At 64.2% G+C, this 17,289-nt stretch carries 17 protein-coding genes; 10 read left to right on the forward strand and 7 right to left on the reverse strand.

The window, feature by feature from the left end; genetic code table 11:
- Nucleotides 1-42: 42 nt before the first annotated feature.
- The 4 genes from V1283_RS00335 to V1283_RS00350 all read left to right on the forward strand — a co-directional run bounded on the left by V1283_RS00335 (nt 43) and on the right by V1283_RS00350 (nt 5,039).
- A complete protein-coding gene (locus tag V1283_RS00335) occupies nt 43-234 on the forward strand; it encodes a hypothetical protein (RefSeq protein WP_334384474.1) in 192 nt (63 codons plus the stop codon).
- Between the two features lie 79 nt (nt 235-313).
- A complete protein-coding gene (locus V1283_RS00340; RefSeq protein WP_334384475.1) occupies nt 314-1,486 on the forward strand; it encodes a phosphoserine transaminase in 1,173 nt (390 codons plus the stop codon).
- A gap of 136 nt (nt 1,487-1,622) precedes the next feature.
- On the forward strand, nt 1,623-3,212 hold the full coding sequence (gene serA / locus V1283_RS00345) for a phosphoglycerate dehydrogenase (protein ID WP_334384476.1): 1,590 nt from the start codon (nt 1,623-1,625) through the stop codon (nt 3,210-3,212).
- 168 nt (nt 3,213-3,380) lie between these two features.
- Nucleotides 3,381-5,039 carry a mucoidy inhibitor MuiA family protein gene (locus tag V1283_RS00350; RefSeq protein WP_334384477.1) on the forward strand — a complete coding sequence of 553 codons (1,659 nt, stop codon included), beginning with the start codon at nt 3,381-3,383 and terminating at the stop codon, nt 5,037-5,039.
- 109 nt (nt 5,040-5,148) lie between these two features.
- On the opposite strand, the gene V1283_RS00355 is transcribed toward V1283_RS00350, so the two are convergent.
- The 5 genes from V1283_RS00355 to V1283_RS00375 form a co-directional block, all read right to left on the reverse strand.
- The gene (locus V1283_RS00355) at nt 5,149-6,501 is read right to left on the reverse strand and encodes an esterase-like activity of phytase family protein (RefSeq protein ID WP_334384478.1); all 1,353 of its coding nucleotides are present in this window, start codon (nt 6,499-6,501) and stop codon (nt 5,149-5,151) included.
- Between the two features lie 107 nt (nt 6,502-6,608).
- On the reverse strand, nt 6,609-7,415 hold the full coding sequence (locus V1283_RS00360) for a heme ABC transporter ATP-binding protein (RefSeq protein WP_334384479.1): 807 nt from the start codon (nt 7,413-7,415) through the stop codon (nt 6,609-6,611).
- Nucleotides 7,412-8,503 (reverse strand): FecCD family ABC transporter permease, encoded by a 1,092-nt coding sequence (locus tag V1283_RS00365; RefSeq protein ID WP_334384480.1) that lies wholly within the window; start codon nt 8,501-8,503, stop codon nt 7,412-7,414. Before V1283_RS00365 ends, V1283_RS00360 begins: the two co-directional genes overlap by 4 nt.
- Entirely contained in the window at nt 8,500-9,453 is a 954-nt protein-coding gene (locus tag V1283_RS00370) for a heme/hemin ABC transporter substrate-binding protein (protein ID WP_334384481.1), read from the reverse strand. The genes V1283_RS00365 and V1283_RS00370 overlap by 4 nt, the downstream gene beginning before the upstream one ends.
- A gap of 19 nt (nt 9,454-9,472) precedes the next feature.
- Nucleotides 9,473-9,679 carry a hemin uptake protein HemP gene (locus V1283_RS00375; RefSeq protein ID WP_334384482.1) on the reverse strand — a complete coding sequence of 69 codons (207 nt, stop codon included), beginning with the start codon at nt 9,677-9,679 and terminating at the stop codon, nt 9,473-9,475.
- A 326-nt stretch (nt 9,680-10,005) separates the two neighbouring features.
- On the opposite strand from V1283_RS00375, the gene V1283_RS00380 reads away from it, so the two are divergent.
- The 6 genes from V1283_RS00380 to V1283_RS00405 all read left to right on the forward strand — a co-directional run bounded on the left by V1283_RS00380 (nt 10,006) and on the right by V1283_RS00405 (nt 15,409).
- A complete protein-coding gene (locus tag V1283_RS00380) occupies nt 10,006-12,300 on the forward strand; it encodes a TonB-dependent hemoglobin/transferrin/lactoferrin family receptor (RefSeq protein ID WP_442895686.1) in 2,295 nt (764 codons plus the stop codon).
- A 134-nt stretch (nt 12,301-12,434) separates the two neighbouring features.
- The gene (locus V1283_RS00385) at nt 12,435-12,770 is read left to right on the forward strand and encodes an antibiotic biosynthesis monooxygenase family protein (RefSeq protein WP_334384484.1); all 336 of its coding nucleotides are present in this window, start codon (nt 12,435-12,437) and stop codon (nt 12,768-12,770) included.
- A gap of 14 nt (nt 12,771-12,784) precedes the next feature.
- Nucleotides 12,785-13,300: a heme utilization cystosolic carrier protein HutX gene (hutX, locus tag V1283_RS00390; RefSeq protein ID WP_334384485.1), complete on the forward strand. Its 516-nt coding sequence runs from the start codon at nt 12,785-12,787 to the stop codon at nt 13,298-13,300.
- A gap of 55 nt (nt 13,301-13,355) precedes the next feature.
- The gene (gene exbB / locus V1283_RS00395; protein WP_442895833.1) at nt 13,356-14,117 is read left to right on the forward strand and encodes a tonB-system energizer ExbB; all 762 of its coding nucleotides are present in this window, start codon (nt 13,356-13,358) and stop codon (nt 14,115-14,117) included.
- Nucleotides 14,118-14,135: 18 nt separating this feature from the next.
- Nucleotides 14,136-14,579: a TonB system transport protein ExbD gene (gene exbD / locus V1283_RS00400; protein WP_334384487.1), complete on the forward strand. Its 444-nt coding sequence runs from the start codon at nt 14,136-14,138 to the stop codon at nt 14,577-14,579.
- A 5-nt stretch (nt 14,580-14,584) separates the two neighbouring features.
- Nucleotides 14,585-15,409 carry an energy transducer TonB gene (locus V1283_RS00405; protein ID WP_334384488.1) on the forward strand — a complete coding sequence of 275 codons (825 nt, stop codon included), beginning with the start codon at nt 14,585-14,587 and terminating at the stop codon, nt 15,407-15,409.
- An 8-nt stretch (nt 15,410-15,417) separates the two neighbouring features.
- On the opposite strand, the gene V1283_RS00410 is transcribed toward V1283_RS00405, so the two are convergent.
- A complete protein-coding gene (locus V1283_RS00410) occupies nt 15,418-16,260 on the reverse strand; it encodes a carbohydrate ABC transporter permease (RefSeq protein ID WP_442895834.1) in 843 nt (280 codons plus the stop codon).
- Nucleotides 16,261-16,312: 52 nt separating this feature from the next.
- The gene (locus V1283_RS00415; protein WP_334384490.1) at nt 16,313-17,269 is read right to left on the reverse strand and encodes a carbohydrate ABC transporter permease; all 957 of its coding nucleotides are present in this window, start codon (nt 17,267-17,269) and stop codon (nt 16,313-16,315) included.
- Nucleotides 17,270-17,289: the final 20 nt, after the last annotated feature.

Genomic DNA, 17,289 nt, shown 5'->3' on the forward strand with positions numbered 1-17,289 from the left:
TCAGCGTCTCCCATGGGGCTTTGGGCAGCTTGGGGGTTTCCGATGAAAAAATATTCGATTGTCCGGATCGGAAGCGAATATGTCGTGCAGGCCGGAAAGACCAGCATTCTGAAGGTCTCGAGCCGGCGGGAGGCGACCAAACTGGTCGATGCCGCCGAACTCCTGCAGCAAGAGCCGGCGCTCGACGCGGACGAGCAGCCATCAATCAGGCGTGAAGAACCCGAAGTTTCTTGACGATCGGGCGCGATTCCCTTAATCACCGCCGCGGGACACCTCCCCCCAACGGGAGGCTTACTATCTGGAAGGATAGATCATGACCGTGGCGAAGCCCGCTTCGCGGCCGAACGTGCCGCATTTTTCCTCCGGCCCCTGCGCCAAGCGCCCAGGCTGGAACCCCCAAAATCTCAAGGACGCAGCGCTCGGCCGCTCGCATCGTGCGAAGGTCGGAAAGGCAAAACTCAAGCTCGCGATCGAACTGACGCGCGAGGTGCTTGAAGTGCCGGCCGATTACAAGATCGGCATCGTGCCGGCGTCCGATACCGGCGCGGTCGAAATGGCGCTGTGGTCGCTGCTCGGCGCGCGGCCCGTCACTACCATCGCCTGGGAATCCTTCGGCGAAGGCTGGGTCAGCGATATCGTCAAGGAATTGAAGCTGAAGGACGTCACCAAGCTGCATGCCGGCTATGGTGAGATCCCCGACCTGAGCAAGGCTGATCCGGCCTCCGACATCGTCTTCACCTGGAACGGCACGACATCAGGCGTGCGCGTGCCCAATGCCGACTGGATCAGTGCGACCCGCGAAGGTCTCACCATCTGTGACGCGACGTCGGCCGCTTTCGCGCAGCCGCTCGACTTTGCAAAGCTCGATGTGGTGACGTTCTCCTGGCAGAAGGCGCTGGGCGGCGAGGCCGCGCACGGCATGCTGATCCTCTCACCGCGCGCGGTGGAGCGGCTCGAGACCTACAAGCCGGCATGGCCGCTGCCGAAGATTTTCCGCCTGACCAAGGGCGGCAAGCTCAACCAGGGCATCTTCGAGGGCGAGACGATCAACACGCCGTCGATGCTGTGCGTCGAGGATTATCTCGATGCGCTGAACTGGGCGAAATCGATCGGCGGCCTGAAGGCGCTGATCGCACGCGCCGACGCCAACACCAAGGTGCTGTCGGACTGGAGGGCGAAGACGCCGTGGATCGATTTCCTGGCGAAGGATTCTGCGATCCGCTCCAACACCTCGGTGTGCCTGAAGTTCACAGATCCCGCGATCACTTCGCTCAACGCGGACGCGCAGGCGGAGTTTTCCAAGAAGCTGGTCGCGCTGGTAGAGAAGGAAGCCGCCGGTTACGATTTCGCCTATTACCGCGATGCGCCGGCGGGCCTGCGGATCTGGTGCGGCGCTACCGTGGAAGCCTCCGACGTCGCGCTGCTGACGCAGTGGATCGACTGGGCGTTCGCCGAGACCAAGGCCGCGCTGCCGAAGGCGGCTTAGCTCGTCCTCTTATAGCCGTCGTCGCGGCCAAGCGAAGCGCGAGCCCATAACCACCAGCACGGAGTATGGGTCCCGGCTCTACGCGCCAAGAGGCGCTTCGGCCAGGACGACAGCGATTTCCCAAAGGATCACCCAAATGACAAAACCCAAAGTTCTCATTTCCGACGCGCTCTCTCCCGCCGCCGTGCAGATCTTCAAAGATCGCGGCGTCGAGGTCGACTTCCAGCCCAATCTCGGCAAGGACAAGGACAAGCTCGCCGAGATCATCGGCAACTACGACGGGCTTGCGATCCGCTCCGCGACCAAGGCCACCGCAAAAATCATCGACAAGGCCACCAGGCTGAAAGTGATCGGCCGCGCCGGTATCGGCGTCGACAATGTCGAGATACCGGCGGCCACCGCCAAGGGCATCATCGTGATGAACACGCCGTTCGGCAATTCGATCACGACCGCCGAGCATGCGATCACGCTGATGCTGGCGCTGGCGCGCGAAATTCCGCAAGCCGACGCCTCCACTCAGGCCGGAAAGTGGGAAAAGAACCGCTTCATGGGCGTCGAGATCACCGGCAAGACGCTCGGCGTCGTCGGCTGCGGTAACATCGGCTCGATCGCCGCCGACCGCGCGCTCGGCCTGCGCATGAAGGTGGTTGCGTTCGATCCGTTCCTGTCGCCGGAACGCGCCAAGGATATTGGCGTCGAAAAGGTCGAGCTCGACGAATTGCTGAAGCGTGCCGATTTCATCACGCTGCACACGCCGCTGACCGAGAAGACCAAGAACATCATCGACGCGGCGGCGATCGCCAAGATGAAGAAGGGCGTCCGCATCATCAACTGTGCCCGCGGCGGCCTGGTCGACGAGCAGGCGCTGGTCGACGCGCTGAATTCCAAGCATGTCGCGGGCGCCGCCTTCGACGTGTTCGTCGAGGAGCCCGCCACCAAGAACGTGCTGTTCGGCCATCCCAACGTGATCTGCACGCCGCATCTCGGCGCCGCGACCACGGAAGCGCAGGAAAATGTCGCGCTGCAGGTCGCCGAGCAGATGTCGGATTATCTGCTCACCGGCGCGATCTCGAACGCGGTGAATTTTCCGTCGATCACGGCGGAGGAAGCGCCGAAACTGAAGCCGTTCATCGAACTCGCGGAAAAGCTCGGCTCGTTCGCGGGCCAGCTCACCGAGAGTGGAATTCTCAAGGTTCAGATCACCTATGAGGGCCACGTCGCCGAGATGAAGATCAAGGCGATCACCTCGGCGGTGCTGTCGGGCCTGCTGCGGCCGATGCTGGGCGACGTCAATGTGGTTTCCGCGCCGGTCGTCGCGAAAGAGCGCGGCATGGTGGTCGATGAGATCGTGCGCGCGGCGCAGAGCGACTATGAAAGCCTGATCACGGTCACCGTCACCACGGAACGGCAGGAACGCTCGGTGTCCGGCACCGTCTATCACGACGGCAAGCCGCGGCTGGTCGACATCAAGGGCATCCGGGTCGACGCCGAATTCGGCAAGTCGATGATCTATGTCACCAACGAGGACAAGCCCGGCTTCATCGGCAGCTTTGCCGGCCTGCTCGGCGCGGCCCAGATCAACATCGCCACCTTCCATCTCGGCCGCACCAAGCAAGGCGGCGACGCCATCGCGCTGGTCGAGATCGACGGGGCGGTCCCGCCGGACGTGCTGGTCAAGGTGCAGGCCTTGCCTCAGGTGAAGCAGGCCAAGGCGCTGGTGTTCTAACCGCGCGTCGTTCTTTTCCCTTCAGAGAGGGGATTGCTTATCCTTCGCCGCGGTCCCGCCGCGGCGAAGTCAAATGGAAATCCCAATCGAACCAGTTCCTTCCTCGCCGCGTCTCATCACCGGGAGTGGTGGGCGTCGCTATCCGGCGAAGGGTTCAGGAGGGTATCCATGCGATTGATTATGAACAGGTTTTTGTCGACGAGTGTTGTCGTGCTCACGGCGCTCGCCGCGGGTGGGGCGCGGGCGGCCGATCTCCCCGCCAGTTCGGCGGTTGATGCCGTCACCGTCTATCCCGACGGCGCCAGCGTCACGCGGATCATCTCGCTCGATCTGCCGGCGGGCGAGAATTCGGCCGTTCTCAAGGATTTTCCGCTCACGCTGGATCCGTCATCGCTGCGGGTCGAGGGCGAGGCGGACACAAAGCTCACGATCGGCGCGATCGACGCCCGTCCGCCGCGCGCGGCGCCGCCGGTCAACCTGCCCGAACTCGACAAGCGCATCGAGGCGCTGAAGGACGAGCGCGTCAATCTGCAGGGCGCGATCGATGCCGCTACGGCGCGGCGCAAATTCGCCGAGCGTTTTGCGAATACTTCTCCCGCCGGGATCGGCGACAAAGGCGAGGCGCGGCCGATTGCCGAATGGCGCGCGGCCTTTGCCGCGGTCGGCGAGGAAGTCGCCAGTGCTGACGCTGCCATCCGCGACGCCGAGCGCAAGCAGCGCGAACTCGACCGCGAAATCGCGCGTCTGGAACAAGACCGGGCGCAGAAGCCGCCGAGCAAGCTGGAAGTCCGGATCGAACTCGCGGCGGCCGCTGCGACCAAGGCGACGCTGCGCGTGACCTATGCGGTGCGCAACGCGCGCTGGATGCCGCTCTATGACGCCCGTCTGGATACCGGAGCGAAGGACCGAAAGCCCGCGCTCGAACTGGTGCGCCGCGCTGAAATCACCCAGGCCACGGGCGAGGACTGGTCGAACGTCGCGCTCAGCGTCTCCACCGTGCGCACCGCGCGCGGCGGCAGCGCGCCCGAACTCAGTTCGCTGATCGTGCAATATCCGCAAGTGCCGCGTCCGGCGCCGGCCGCGAGCGCGGCGATGGAAAGCGTCGCCCAGCCGCTCCTGCGCGGTGGGGCAGGCAGAGTGGCTGACGTGCGCGAGCGCGCCGACGAACAGCAGGCCACGGCCGATGTCAGCGGCTTCCAGGTGGTGTTCAAAATTCCGGGCCGCGTCAGCCTCAGTGCCAGCGAAGGCGCCAAGAGCCTGCGCGTCTCCACCGCGACCATCGCCCCCGATCTCGCGGTGCGCGCCGCGCCGGTGAAGGACCCGACCGCGTTCCTCGAAGCAAGCTTCAAGCAGAACGAGGACGCGCCGCTCCTGCCGGGACGGGTCGCGATCTACCGCGACGGCATCTTCGTCGGCCGCGGCCAGATGGCCGCCGCCAGCAAGGAGGAAACCGTGCGACTCGGATTCGGCGCCGACGACAAGATCAAGATCGAACGCACCGTCGTGAAACGCAACGAGGGATCGGCCGGCCTGATCGTGACGACGTCGAAGACCGACGAGCGCGCGTTCAAGACCACGGTCCGCAACGGCCACGATTTCCCGATCCGGATCGCGATCGAGGATCAGTTGCCGGTCAGCGAGAACGAGGACATCCAGGTCGAAATGCTGCCGTCTACGACCCCGCCGACCGCGACCAATCTGCGTGACAGGCGTGGCGTGCTGGAATGGGCTTTTGAGGCCAAAGCGGGTGAGGTGAGGGATATCAACTTCGCCTGGCGTGTCCGCTGGCCCAAGGACAAAGGCGTCGTGATGGTGCCTGCGGGCTAGCACTCCGAGCGAATTTTTGTGCGGCAAGGCCAGTCGCGGACTGCTTCTCCCTCTCCCCGTTCTTACGGGGAGAGGGAGTCGAGCGAAGGGCGGGGAGAGGTAATCGACGTCACTTCGCCTTCAGAAACTCGCCGACTTCCAGCAGCACGAACTCGTTGTCGTCCGCCTTGTTGGGATCGCGGCTCGACGAGAACGGCAAATTGTTGTCGTTGCCGACGATGATATGCGTCTCGTCGACGCGGTCGACGTTCTCGATGGTGAAGAACGGGAAGGTCAGGACGCCGTCGTTGAGCGGCTTGCGCGCCTTGTTGTCGGGGTCCTTGATCTTCATCAGGTCGATATAGGCGATCTTGCGCACCGGCTTGCCGACATTGGCGTTGGAAAGTTCGACCTTGTAGACGCGCTTGAATTTGGCGAGATCCGAAAAGCAGTTTTCGCCGCGTTGGCCTTGCGGGCAGGCCTTGTCCGCGGTGCCCTCGCCATTGTCGCGCTCGATGATCAGGCCGCTGGTGGCGTCGATCATGTTGAAGTCGCCGATGGCGTTGCCGTTCTGCTCGAATACATATTGCCAGTATCGGCCGGTAAACTTCTCCGCGGCGACGTCGAATTCGAGAATCCGCGAAGCTTCCTTGCCGTCGACCTTTTCAAAGTCCTTCTTCTCGGCGTCCCACAACGGACCTTCGAGCAGGCCGTAGAGGAATTTCCCGTCCTTCGACGCGGCAAAGCCTTCATAGCCCTTGGAGCGGCGCAGATTGACCGTGGTGTAGGTCGCGCCGGGTGCGGCCGGCGACTGCACCGACCAATGGTCGGGCGAGCGCACCGGCTTGCCGTCGGCGGTGGTTTCGAACACGGCCAGGATCTTGCCCATCCTGTCGGCCTTCAGCACATAGGGCCCGAACTCGTCGCCGATCCAGAAGGTGTCGCCGATGATCTGAAAACCCTCGGTGTCGAAATCGGCGCCGGTGAGATAACGTTTTGCCGTGTCCTCGTGCAGGATGCGGAACGGCACCTTCTTGTCGGGATCGTGCAGGAAGATGGTTTCCTGCCGGTCGATCTTGCCGGTCGCCCAGTCAATCTTGTGGCGGTTGAGGTAGAGCATCGAATCCGCCGAGTTGTAGCGCGAGCCCATGCCGTTGTCGGTGAGCACCCAGAACGAACCGTCCGGCATCACCTTGATGCCGGAATGGCCCTGCAGTGGCTGGCCCTTGAATGGCAGCGATACGCCGGTGGGGCGCTCGTAGGATTTGCCCATCACGCTGCCGATCGCGTCGACGCGCTTGCCGGTGGTGTATTTGCCCGCGGTCTTGAGATCGTCGGGCGCATCGGTGGGGGCGTCGATGAAGGTCTGCGCCGGCAGAACGGCGTGGCCCTTCAGCGTGGCGGGAAATTCGCCTTCGCCCTGCGCAAATGCAGCGCTGGCCAGAAAGACTGAAGCGACGGAGCAGAGCAATGACACGCGCATGGCGGATCTCCTGTGAATGATGGTGCGCTGTGTCTTGCGGAGCTGCTGTTACAGTTGACTGACAGTTTTGTGAAAGCCACGTAACGCCGTGGGATAAAGCTGCGGCGTTATGCCGTTGGCGCGCCGGTGGGCCGCATGGTCTGCGGCAGCAGGAACGGCACGCCGTCCTCGGTGTAGTCGATCGTGACGTCGACCTCGAAAATCCGGCGGATGGTCTCGGCCGTGATCGCATCGGTGCGGCCGCCGTCGACGGCGAGCTTGCCACGGTGCAGCAGCACGATGCGGTCGGCGAAGCGCATTGCCAGATTGAGGTCGTGCAGCACGGCGATCACGGCGGTGCCATTCTGCGCGCGCCCTCTTGCCGTCTCCACCAGATCGATCTGGTGGCGCATGTCGAGGCTGGAGGTCGGCTCGTCCAGCAGCAGCAGGCCGGGGCCGTGCAGTTGTTCGCCGCAGGCGAGCTGCACCAGCACGCGGGCAAAATGCGCGCGCTGCTGCTCGCCGCCGGAGAGCGTCGGCAATTGCCGGTGGCTGAAAGGCGTGAGCCCGACCTCGTCCAGCGCCGCATCGACCAGCCTTTGCGCGGCGGCGCGGCCGGTGTCGCCCGCGCCCATATGGACGATTTCCTCGACCGTGAACGGGAAGGTGACGTTGACATGCTGCGACAGCATCGCGCGGTGATGGGCGAGAGCGCGCGGCGCATAGAGATGGATGTCGCGCTGCTTCAATTTGATCTGCCCGCGCGTCGGACGAAGATCGCCGGACAGCATTCGCAGCAGCGTCGATTTGCCGGCGCCGTTGGGGCCGACGATCGCGACCATTTCGCCGGCCGCGATGCGCAGATCGATGCCGTCGACCAGCGTGGCGCCGCCGACCACCATCGAGACCGCCTGCGCTTCGAGAATTGCGGTCATAGCGAAACCAGCCCGCGCTGGCGCAACAGCATCCCCAGGAAGAACGGCGCGCCGATCGCCGCCGTCAGGATGCCGATCGGCATTTCCGCGGGCGCCACGATGGTGCGGGCCAGCGTGTCGGCTCCCACCATCAGCACCGCACCCAACAGCATCGAGGCCGGCAGCAGTAGCCGGTGCGCCGGCCCGATCACCAGCCGGAGCAGATGCGGCACCACGATGCCGACAAAGCCGACCACGCCGCAGACCGAAACCGCAACGCCTGTCATCGCCGACACCAGTACGATCGAAATCCGCTTCAGCCGCTCGACGTCGACGCCACTGTGAAAGGCCTCGGCCTCACCCAATACCAGCACATCGAGCCCGCGCGCGATCGAGACGCAGGCGATCAAAGCGAGCGCCAGCACCGGCGCCAGCGTGGCGAGCTTGGGCCAGGTCGCGCCGCTCAGCGAGCCCAATAGCCAGAACGTGATGTCGCGCAACTGGCGATCGTCGGCGATGAACACCAAAAGCCCGACGCCGGCATTGGCGATGGCCGCAATCGCAATGCCGGCCAGCAGGAAGATCGCGATCGACGTCCGCCCCGAGCGGCTCGCGATCGAATACAGAATGATCGTCGTCCCCAGCGAGCCTGCGAAGGCTGCGATCGGCAGCAACTGATTCTGCATGAAGCGGACGCTCTCACCGATATGGCTGTCGGTGAAGACGATCGCTGCCGCCGCTGCAAACGCCCCGCCGGAGGAAACGCCGACCAGCGCAGGGTCGGCGAGGGGGTTTCGAAACAGCCCCTGCATAATGGCGCCGGACGCCGCGAGCAACGCGCCCACCATGGCGGCGACGGCGATCCGCGGAATCCGGATCGACCACAGCACGAGCTGGTCGCGCGCGAGATTGGGGCCGGCCAAGGCGTCCGGCCACAGGCCAAGCGCCGCGGGCAGCCGTCCCAGCGGAATTCCCGCCGCGCCAACGGTAAGTGCGATCACCGCCGCGCCGGCAAGCGCGATGAGCAGGCAGGCGAGGGTGAGGGCGGCCGGTGGACGCAGCGCGTAGCCGCTGCGGCGCGTCGTGCCTGAGCCGGTCAGGGCGGTCATAGCCGGCAATTGGCCGTCAGCACCGCCGGAGCAAACTTTTCCGCCTGCGGCGCCAGCGTCGGGTAGAGCTTGATCGAGAGATCGCGCGCCGCGGCCGCCGTGCGCGGCCCAAAGCCAAGCAGATAGAGGCCATCCATGGAAATGAACGCCTTGTTAGCCACGACCGGGGTCAGCGCAAAGGCGGGATGAAGGTACACCGCCTCCGCGTCGAGCGAATCCTTGCTGCGCGCGATCGAGAGCACGACGTCGGGTTTCGCGGCGATAATCGCCTCGTCGCTGATGATCTTGTAGCCGTCATAGCCGTCGATCGCGTTGACGCCGCCGGCGAGCGCAATGATCTCATTCGCGGCGGTCTTCTGACCTGCCGCCATGGCGCGGCCGTTCAACAACGACATCACGAACATCACGCGCACGGGCTTTGTCACCTTGGCGCGCAGCTCGCGCAGCCGGGCCAGATCGCCGGAGACTGCGGTGGTCAGGCATTCGGCGCGCTTGTCCGCGCCCATGGCGTGGCCGACCAGCTTGATCTTCTCGATCAGCCCTGCTTCCGAAAAGGTTTCGGGCACCAGCACCAGCGGCACCTTGGCGGCTTCCAGCACGTCCATGGTTTCCTTCGGCCCGGACCCCTGGACGGCCAGCACCAGCGAGGGATTGAGCCCGAGCACGCCTTCGGCCGAAAGCTGGCGCATGTAGCCGACATTCGGCTTGTCGCGCAGCGCGGCGGGCGGATAGAGGCTGGTGGTGTCGACGCCGGCAAGGCGGTCCTCGAAACCAAGGGCGTAGAGGATTTCCGTGATCGCACCGCCGATCGAGACGATCCGCGCGGGGTCTGCGATCGTGACGTCGCGGTTACGGGCATCATGCACCGTGATGCCCGCGGCGAGCGCTGCGCCGCCGAGCAGGAAAGCGCCCGCGGCAGCCGACAATGCGAGCGTGCGACAAAATGTCATTGCCGGTTCACCTGGTCGATCACTTGGTCAGAATCAGCTTGTTCTGCGACGTCAGCCGCAGGCGATAGTTTTCCTCGCCATGCGAAATAATGATTTCGCGCTCCGACGCAAACAGCTCGCGGCTGTCGATTCGGCTGCCGTTCATGGTGAGAAGGCGCCTCGCGGACGACGGATTTTCGGCTTGTTTTCCGGCGCCTCCGACATTGTCTTCTGAAGGTGCCGCCATAATTGCTGTTGTGTCCCTGCGTTTCCGACCAGCTGTTTGTATAATTTGATCGACGCGCAATCCAACCACTGCACTTTACAATCGATATAAAGTGCGCCCCGGCATTATTGACCGGTTCCGCAACGCGGCGTAACCAAGATGAACGCGATACGAGCGGGGGTGCCCGGTCGCGAAAGAAAATTGTTAGCCAGCAAGCAGCCGCTCATCACCAGCGGCGCCCGCCAGCCAAACCCAAGACACCAATTACAGGTCGGGGCAGTATGGCTTTCGGGGTCAGGCATTCGCGCGCCTTGGTTTTAGGCGCGTCGGCATTTTCGTTCGCATTGATGTCGTCAAGCGCAGCGTTCTCGCAGGCGCTCGAAGCGGAGGCCGTCACGCGCTCTGCCGAACAGAAAAAACAGAAGCAGGCCAAGCGCCAGCAAGCCAAGCCGCAGCAGGATGCACAGGCCACGGCGCCGGTTATGAATGCGCGGGCGCAGATTGGAGCCGCGCCGGTGCAATCGCTCGATACGATTACGGCAGTCGCGACCAAGACCAACGAGCGTGCGATCGACGCGCTGGCGCCGGTCAGTTCTGTGTCGATGGAGCAGATCCAGGGCCTGCAGCCGAACCGGCTGTCCGACATCTTCTATAACGTGCCCGGCGTGTCATTCCAGGAGCGCGGCGACGATCCCGCGACCGTCATCAACATCCGCGGCCTGCAGGATTTTGGCCGCGTCGCGGTCGTCGTCGACGGCGCGCGGCAGAACTACCAGCGCACCGGCCACAATGCCAACGGCTCGTTCTTCCTCGATCCCGAACTGGTCGGCGGCGTGGACGTGGTGCGCGGCCCGACCGCGAACATCTACGGCTCCGGCGCGATCGGCGGCGTGGTCTCGTTCCGCACCAAGGATATCAACGACGTCGTGCGTCCCGGCGAGCGCTGGGGCGTCGACATGACCGGATCCGGCGGCACCAATAGTGCTCGTGGCCTCGGCTCGATCTTCGGCGGCGTTCGCGCCGATCCCAATGTCGACGTCTTCGGCGGTGCGGTCTATCGCACGTCGGGCAATTACAAGGACGGCAACGGCACCGAGACCGGCAATACCGGCAACGAGCTTGCTGCCGGATTGTTGAAGGTTACCGTACGCCCCGCCGAAGGACACGAGATAAAGCTCGGCGGCGTATTTCAGGATTACCAATACAACATCGGTCAGTTCAATCGCGGACCGGTGCTGACGGCGGCGCAACGCGCGCTGTTCCAGGGTTCGTCGGTCTACGCGTCGGACGCGAAGAACTACATGGGTGCGCTGACCTGGAAATACAGCAGGCCGGACGACAATCTCTGGGATTGGAATATGTCGCTGTACGGCAATCGTACCGACAACGACCAGACCAAGACATTTCACAACAGCGCCAGCGGTGCGGCCTTTTGCGGCAACGGCGACACCGGCAACAACATCTCCGGCTGTGTCGGCGACAAGCGCGGCTATTCGCTCAATACCCTCGGCATCGACGTCTACAACACGACAAGGTTCAATGTCGGCGACTGGCGCAACGCGGTGACGTTCGGGATCGATGCGTTTCAGGATGACGTGAGCACGTTTGACAGCCGCGGCAATTCGAACATCACCACGCCCGGCGGCTTGCGGACCATTTCCGGCGGTTTTGCGCAGTTGAAGCAGAACTATTCGACCTGGCTCGAGGTCATCAGTGCGATCCGTTACGACCGCTACGATCTGCATTCGCCGACGGTGGCGACCGGTGGCGGCGGCGATCGTTTCTCGCCGAAGATCACCATCGGCGTGACGCCGGTGGCGGGCCTTACGCCCTATGTCAGCTATGCCGAAGGTTATCGTGCGCCATCGATCACGGAGACACTGATCTCGGGTGCACACGCCACCGGCGGCGGACCCGCTTTCTTCCCTTGCCCGGATGGCACCGTTGGCCTGTTCTGCTTCCTGCCCAATCCGGGCCTGCGGCCGGAGGTCGGCAAGAACAAGGAACTCGGCCTCAACGTGAAATATGACGGCATCTTTGCTGCCAACGACAGTTTCCGTGGCAAGTTCAACCTGTTCCGCAACGACATCACCAACTATATCGACCTCGTCCCGTTCGGATTTGTCGCGGTGCCGCCGTTCGGTACGTTCCCGCAATACTATCAGTACCAGAACATCGCGCAGGCCCAGATCGAGGGCTTCGAGGCCGAGACGATGTATGATGCGGGCCTGTGGTATGTCGGCGTCGCCGGCCATCTGATCCGCGGCAAGAACGTCGCGACCAACATTGGGTTGGCGACCATCACGCCGCGCAAGATCACCACGACCGGCGGCGTGCGGCTGCTCGACCGCCGGCTGATCTTGGCGGCGCAGTGGTCTTCGTTCGGCGCCAACAACGACATTCCGGCCGGTTATCTGCCCTCGACCGGGTATGAGCTGGTCAATCTGTACCTGACCTGGCATGCGACAAAGGACATCATGTTCACGGCGTCGATCGACAATCTGTTGAACCAGTACTACCGGCCCTATGCCATCCCCGGCAGTTCGACCGACGGCACCACGCAAAACGACGTGTTGTGGTCGAGCCCCGGACCGGGCAGGGTCTACAAGGCCGGCTTGAAGATCCATTTTGGCGGAGCGTAGTTCGACGAGCTGACAAGCCAATAAAGTTGCACCGGGCCGCGCTGATGCTCCAGCGCGGCTGCGGTGCGTTCATGTTTCCAATCACTCAAACGGTACGCCAGGCGCACCCCAGCAACCCAGCAAGGAGATTTCAAATGTTTATCGCAATGAACCGGTTCCAGGTGAAGATTGGCTCCGAAGCGGCCTTCGAGACCGTCTGGCGCACGCGCGAGTCCTATCTCAGCAGCATGGCCGGCTTCGTCGAGTTTCATCTGCTCAAGGGCCCCGTCGCCGAGGATCACACGCTGTACTCGTCGCATACGGTCTGGGTCGACAAGGCCGCGTTCGAAGCCTGGACCAAATCGGATGAGTTCCGTCGGGCCCATGCCCGCGCCGACAACAAGACCGGCGAAAGCCTCTATCTCGGCCATCCCAAGTTCGAAGGATTCGACGTGATCCTGAGCGAGCGCAAATCCAGCGCCGCCGCGTGAAGGGGGAGGGTGCGATGTTGAGCACGGAGTTGGCCGACCTCAAGGCGTATATGGCCGAGAATCCGGGCGCGGTGATCGAGGATGTGGCGCGGCAGCGGAAGGTCACGCCGCGCGCCGTACTCGAGGCGCTGCCGGAAGCGATGGTGCGCATCGGCGCCGGCGGCGAGTTTGGCGCTGCCATGAACGATGTCGCGCAATGGGGCGAGGTGACGCTGATCGTCCACACCGACGACGCGATCTTCGAGTTCACGGGCTCGATCCCGGCGGGCGAGGTCGGCCGCGGCTATTTCAACCTGATGCAGCCGAAGGGGCTTCACGGCCATCTCCGGCACGAGCGCTGCGCGGCTGTCGCTTTTGTCGAGCGTCCCTTCATGGGCAAGTCTTCGGCCTTCATCGCCTTCATCAATGTCGACGGCGGCATCATGTTCAAGGTGTTCGTCGGCCGCGACGAACAGCGTGCGTTGCGCGGCGACCAGTTGCAGCGCTTTCATGCGCTTGCCGAGAGGATCGCGTCCGCCCGCGCGGCGTAGCCGATCCGCATTGTCAGTCCGGGAGATGACCATGCAGCGAACAGTGCTGGACGTTATGATCCGTTGGTGTGGCGCGGCCGGCATCGCCGCCTTGCCGGGTACGGCGCTCGCCGCCACCGACGTCGCGCTGCTGCCGCGCAACCTGTCGCCCTGGAACATGTTCGTGAATGCGGACGTCGTGGTGCAGGCGGTCATGGTCGGGCTTGCCTTCGCCTCGCTGGTCACGTGGACGATCTGGCTTGCCAAGACCATTGAAGTCCGCCGCAAGACGGCGATCGCCAGGCGGCGCCTGCGCATGCTGGAAACCGATACGGTGCTGGCAAAAGCCGAACAGGAAAGCCGCGGCGGCAGCGATGCCGTGGCGCAGATCATCCAGTCCGCCGCGCGCGAGGCCGGCCTCTCCGGCGGCCATTTCGACGACGGCCTCAAGGAACGCGTGGCGCTGCGGCTGGATCGGGTCGAGGCCGAAATGTCGCGGCAGATCGCGCGCGGCACCGGCGTGCTCGCCACCATTGGAGCGACGGCGCCGTTCGTTGGCCTGTTCGGCACGGTCTGGGGCATCATGAATTCGTTCATCGGCATCTCCGAAGCCCACACCACCAATCTCGCCGTCGTCGCGCCCGGCATTGCGGAGGCGTTGCTGGCGACCGCGCTCGGTCTCGTGGCGGCGATCCCGGCGGTCGTGATCTACAATCATCTCACCCGCACGATCACGGCCCATCGGGCGCTGCTGGGCGATGCCTCGGCACTGGTGCTGCTCCTGATCAGCCGCGAGGGCGACCGCGGCGCGTTCCATATCGCCCGCGCCGCCGAGTGAGCAACGGGAGGGCCGGCGATGGCTGTCAAACTGGGTAACGCCGTCGGTGGACGGGCGCGTGGCGGCGGCGACGATCTCGTCGAGGCGCACGAGATCAACGTCACGCCGTTCATCGACGTGATGCTGGTGCTCTTGATCATCTTCATGGTCGCTGCCCCGCTGGCCACCGTCGATCTCGGCGTCAATCTCCCGGCCAGCACCGTCGAGCCGTCGCCGCGCCCGGACAAGCCGTTGTTCGTCACGGTGAAGCCGGATCTTTCGGTTGCGGTCGGCGAGGACGTCATCGCGCGCGACGCGTTGACCGGCGCCCTCGATGCCGCCACCAAGGGAGAGAAGAACGAACGCATCTATGTGCGCGCCGACAAGGTCGTCAGCTATGGCGACCTGATGGAGGTGATGAACCTGTTGCGCAATGCCGGTTACCTCAAGATCGCGCTGGTCGGCCTCGACGGCCGCAGTTGACCGTCATGAACGCGTTCGCCCTGCATGATGTCTCCGATCAGGCCGTCATCCGGCGCTGGAGCGTTTCGGCGATGGCGATCGTGGCCGCGCATGCCGCGCTGATCGCATTGGCCATGAACTGGTACACCCAGCGGCCCGAGCCTGGCGTGGCGATGCCGGCCATCATGGTCGATCTGGCGCCCATCACGTCGTCGCCGGAGGCGGCGCCGATGGACATGACGCCGGGACCTGAGATGCAGCAGGCGGACGCGTCGCCGCCCGAGCCCGCGGCCGCGGAGGCCGTGCCGGAGCAGATCGCGCCGACCCCGCCGCAGGAGAAGCCGGAAGTCGTTGCGCCGCCGGAGCAGAAGCAACAGCCGACGCCGGAAAAGCCCGACCCGACCAAGATCGTCCCCGAGCAGAAGCCGGTGCCGGTGAAGCCGAAAATCGTCCGGCCAGACGCCAAGAAGCCGTCGGAGGCACCGCCGGCGCCGCGCACCAGCGCGCCGCCGCGTGCCGAACGTCAGGCGCCTGCCGCGTCGGCGATGAGCGCGGGCGCCGCGGCGTCGGCGATGGCGGCCTACGGTCAGCGCGTCCGCGCGCATCTGATGCGCTTCCACCAATATCCATCTGGTGGCAATGGCCAGCGCGGCGTCGCCAGGCTGACCTTCACGCTGGGCCGCAGCGGTCAGGTGCAGTCGAGCCGCCTCGGCGGCTCCTCGGGCGTTGCGGCGTTCGATGCGCAGGCGATGGCGATGCTCCGCCAGGCAGCGCCGTTCCCGGCATTTCCGCCCGAGGTCATCTACGCGACGATGCCCTTCAATGTGCCGGTAGAGTTCAAGCCCCGCTAGGGCGGAGCTTACTCCTTCACCGCGCCCGTCAGCGACGACACGTAGTAATCCACGAACAGCGAATAAAACAGCGCGACCGGCAGCGAGCCGAGCAGCGAGCCTGCCATCAGCGCGCCCCATTGGTAGACGTCGCCGGTGACGAGTTCGGTCAGGATCGCGACCGGCACCGTCTTGTTGGCGCCGCTCTGGATGAAGGCAAGCGCGTAGATGAACTCGTTCCACGACAGCGTGAAGGAGAAGATGCCGGCCGAGATCAGGCCGGGCACGGCGAGCGGCAGCGTGATCCGCCGCAGGATCTGCAGCCGTGTGGCGCCGTCCACCAGCGCACATTCCTCCAGCTCATACGGGATCGACTTGAAATAGCCGATCAGGAGCCAGGTGCAGAACGGCACCAGAAACGTCGGATACACCAGGATCAGCGCCATCGGTGAGTCGAACAGGCCGAACTGCACGATCACGGTGGCCAGCGGAATGAACAGGATCGAGGGCGGGACGAGATAGGCGAGGTAGATGCCTAAGCCCACATAGGGACTGCCGCGGAAGCGCAGCCGCTCGATCGCATAGGCCGCAAGCGTGGAGGCAAACAGCGACAGGGTGGTCGAGCCGACGGCCACGAACATCGTGGTCTTCAGCCAGGTCGGATAGGCCGTGTTGAACAGCAAATGCTTGATGTGCGCGATCGTCGGCGACGTGATCCAGAACGGGTTATGCTCCTTGTAGTTCAAGAGCTCCGCGTTCGGTTTGAACGAGGTGATCGCCATCCAGTAGAATGGGAACAGCAGGATCAGCACGAAGCAGGACAGCGGCAGATAGATCATCATCACCCGCCGCGCGCGGGAATCCCACGCCATCGTGTCGGGCGTGGCGCTGGCGACATTGCTGTTGCCGGGTGAGGCGGTGACGTCAGTCATTGGCTTCTCCCTGCTGCCATTTGCGGCGCGCGAGGCCGAAGTAGCTGAACAATGTCGCGAACACGAGGAACGGGATCATCGACACCGCGATCGCCGCACCCTCGCCGAGCTCGCCGCCGGCGATGCCGCGCTGGAAGGCGAGCGTTGCCAGGAGGTGCGTGGAGTTGACCGGCCCGCCGCGCGTGATGGCGTAGACGAGCTGGAAATCCGTAAAGGTGAAGATGATCGAGAACGTCATCACGATGGCGAGAATTGGCATCATCATCGGGAACGTGATGTAGCGGAAGCGCTGCCAGGCGCTGGCGCCGTCCAGCATCGCCGCCTCGTAGAGCGAGGGCGAAATGGTCTGCAGCCCCGCCAGCAGCGAGATCGCCACAAAGGGAATGCCGCGCCAGATATTGGCCGCGATCAGCGAGAAGCGCGCCGGCCACGGCGTGCCGAGGAAATCGATATTGGTGGAGCGGATGTGCAGCACGTCGACCAGCAGGTAGGAGATGATCGAGAACTGCGGATCGTAGATCCACCAGAACGCCAGCGCGGAAAGCACCGTCGGCACGATCCACGGCAGCAGCACGATGGCGCGCAACAGGCTCTTGAGCGGGAAGTGGTTGTTGAGCAGCAACGCCAGCCAGAAGCCGAGCGCGAACTTTCCGAAGGTCGCGACCGCGGTGTAGAACACGCTGTAGAACACCGCGCCCCACCACAGGGGATCGGTCCACAGATACTGGAAATTCTCGAGGCCAACGAAGATGCCGCGCTTGCCGATGGTGGTGTCGGTGAAGGCGAGCCAGACGCCCAGCCCGAGCGGATAGGTGAGAAACACCGCCAACAGTCCGATCGCGGGCGCGAGACACATCACGATCAGGAACGGCTTGTAGTCGAACAGCCGTGCGATCCAGCCCGGTTGCCGGAGCGCCACGCGGTGTGCTGGTAGAGTCGTTACAGACATCAATATGATCCCGATGCGAG

The sequence above is a fragment of the Bradyrhizobium sp. AZCC 2262 genome (genome assembly GCF_036924535.1).
Classification (GTDB): domain Bacteria; phylum Pseudomonadota; class Alphaproteobacteria; order Rhizobiales; family Xanthobacteraceae; genus Bradyrhizobium.

Excerpts from the sequence above, each read along its gene's own strand:
- serA (WP_334384476.1), top strand. The coding sequence starts at position 1,623 with ATGACAAAACCCAAAGTTCTCATTTCCGACGCGCTCTCTCCCGCCGCC.
- V1283_RS00335 (WP_334384474.1), top strand. The coding sequence starts at position 43 with ATGAAAAAATATTCGATTGTCCGGATCGGAAGCGAATATGTCGTGCAG.
- V1283_RS00380 (WP_442895686.1), top strand. The coding sequence starts at position 10,006 with ATGTCGTCAAGCGCAGCGTTCTCGCAGGCGCTCGAAGCGGAGGCCGTC.
- V1283_RS00370 (WP_334384481.1), bottom strand. The coding sequence starts at position 9,453 with ATGACATTTTGTCGCACGCTCGCATTGTCGGCTGCCGCGGGCGCTTTC.
- V1283_RS00360 (WP_334384479.1), bottom strand. The coding sequence starts at position 7,415 with ATGACCGCAATTCTCGAAGCGCAGGCGGTCTCGATGGTGGTCGGCGGC.
- V1283_RS00405 (WP_334384488.1), top strand. The coding sequence starts at position 14,585 with ATGAACGCGTTCGCCCTGCATGATGTCTCCGATCAGGCCGTCATCCGG.
- V1283_RS00410 (WP_442895834.1), bottom strand. The coding sequence starts at position 16,260 with ATGGCGTGGGATTCCCGCGCGCGGCGGGTGATGATGATCTATCTGCCG.
- hutX (WP_334384485.1), top strand. The coding sequence starts at position 12,785 with ATGTTGAGCACGGAGTTGGCCGACCTCAAGGCGTATATGGCCGAGAAT.
- exbD (WP_334384487.1), top strand. The coding sequence starts at position 14,136 with ATGGCTGTCAAACTGGGTAACGCCGTCGGTGGACGGGCGCGTGGCGGC.
- V1283_RS00340 (WP_334384475.1), top strand. The coding sequence starts at position 314 with ATGACCGTGGCGAAGCCCGCTTCGCGGCCGAACGTGCCGCATTTTTCC.
- V1283_RS00355 (WP_334384478.1), bottom strand. The coding sequence starts at position 6,501 with ATGCGCGTGTCATTGCTCTGCTCCGTCGCTTCAGTCTTTCTGGCCAGC.
- V1283_RS00385 (WP_334384484.1), top strand. The coding sequence starts at position 12,435 with ATGTTTATCGCAATGAACCGGTTCCAGGTGAAGATTGGCTCCGAAGCG.
- V1283_RS00350 (WP_334384477.1), top strand. The coding sequence starts at position 3,381 with ATGCGATTGATTATGAACAGGTTTTTGTCGACGAGTGTTGTCGTGCTC.
- exbB (WP_442895833.1), top strand. The coding sequence starts at position 13,356 with ATGATCCGTTGGTGTGGCGCGGCCGGCATCGCCGCCTTGCCGGGTACG.
- V1283_RS00365 (WP_334384480.1), bottom strand. The coding sequence starts at position 8,503 with ATGACCGCCCTGACCGGCTCAGGCACGACGCGCCGCAGCGGCTACGCG.
- V1283_RS00375 (WP_334384482.1), bottom strand. The coding sequence starts at position 9,679 with ATGGCGGCACCTTCAGAAGACAATGTCGGAGGCGCCGGAAAACAAGCC.
- V1283_RS00415 (WP_334384490.1), bottom strand. The coding sequence starts at position 17,269 with ATGTCTGTAACGACTCTACCAGCACACCGCGTGGCGCTCCGGCAACCG.